Origin of the sequence: Paracoccus onchidii (assembly GCF_028294535.1) — a bacterium.
Lineage (GTDB): Bacteria > Pseudomonadota > Alphaproteobacteria > Rhodobacterales > Rhodobacteraceae > Paracoccus > Paracoccus onchidii.
Genome location: NZ_JAQBIE010000066.1, coordinates 1 through 1,129 on the forward strand (window position 1 = coordinate 1; position 1,129 = coordinate 1,129).

Annotated in this window: 1 pseudogene; it reads right to left on the reverse strand. The window is 55.8% G+C overall.

The features are described 5' to 3' along the window. Positions 1-1,125, reverse strand: a pseudogene (locus tag PAF17_RS20040) (IS3 family transposase); the annotation flags it as partial. Positions 1,126-1,129 lie beyond the last annotated feature (4 nt).

Here is a 1,129-nt window from a genome sequence, read left to right on the forward strand (position 1 = left end):
GCCACTTTCCGTTCGAAAGCGACCGGGCTTTTCCAGCCCAGTGCTGAGTGGCGTCGTCGCGGATTGTAAAACCCGTTGATGTATTCAAAGATCGCCACTTCAGCTTGCCGTCGAGTTTCCCATGACCTGCGCCAGATCAGCTCGGCCTTGATGGTTTTGAAGAACGTTTCGACGGCAGCATTGTCGTAGCAATTGCCCTTGCCGCTCATCGACACCTTGAAGCCATGCTGGCGCAGAAGCTTCTGATAGTCGTGTGAACAATATTGCGACCCACGATCCGTATGATGAATGCAGCCTTTGGGCGGCGCCCGGAAAACTATGGCCATGTTCAACGCTCGGATCGCCAAGTCTCGTTTCATCCGGTTGCTCACGGCCCAGCCGATCACACGCCGTGAATGCAGATCGAGGATCACGGCCAGATACAACCAACCTTCGCGGGTCCAGACATAGCTAATGTCACCGGCCCACTTCTGGTTGGGCGCATCAGCGTTGAAGTCTCGATCCAGCAGGTTCGGCGCGATATTGAACTTGTGATCGCCATCGGGCGTCACCTTGTGTTTGCGAGTTCTGACGGCAGATATGCCGTTCTGGCGCATCAAACGGCCCACACGGCGATGACCGACGTCCAGGCCGATCTCCTTCAACCCTTCGGTCATTCGCGGCCTGCCGTAGCTACCAAGGCTCAGGCGGGACTGTTCTTTGATGTGTGCAAGCGTGACCACATCAGATCGTTGTCTGCTACTGGCAGGGCGACTACGGAAGGCCCGCAAGCCACGTGTGCTGACGCCAACGACACTGCATAACGGTTGGCTGGGAAATGGTTCCTGTGTTCCTCGACAAACCTAAATCTCATTGCTCTAGGCCCGCGAAGAACTGGGTGGCCTTTTTTAGGATTTCCCTCTCCTCCTTGAAAAGCCGGATCTCACGTCGAAGCCGCTCATTCTCTTTGGCGAGGTCTAAATCCTCTTGTGAAACCACGTTCGTGTCTCGATGTGCTGTGATCCATTTGTTCAGCGTCGACATGCCAACGCCCAGATCATCAGCCACCTGCTTGCGCGTCAGCCCACTGGTCAGCGCAATACGCACCGCATCTTGGCGGAATTCTTCCGTCCGTTTCAGTCCCATAGGC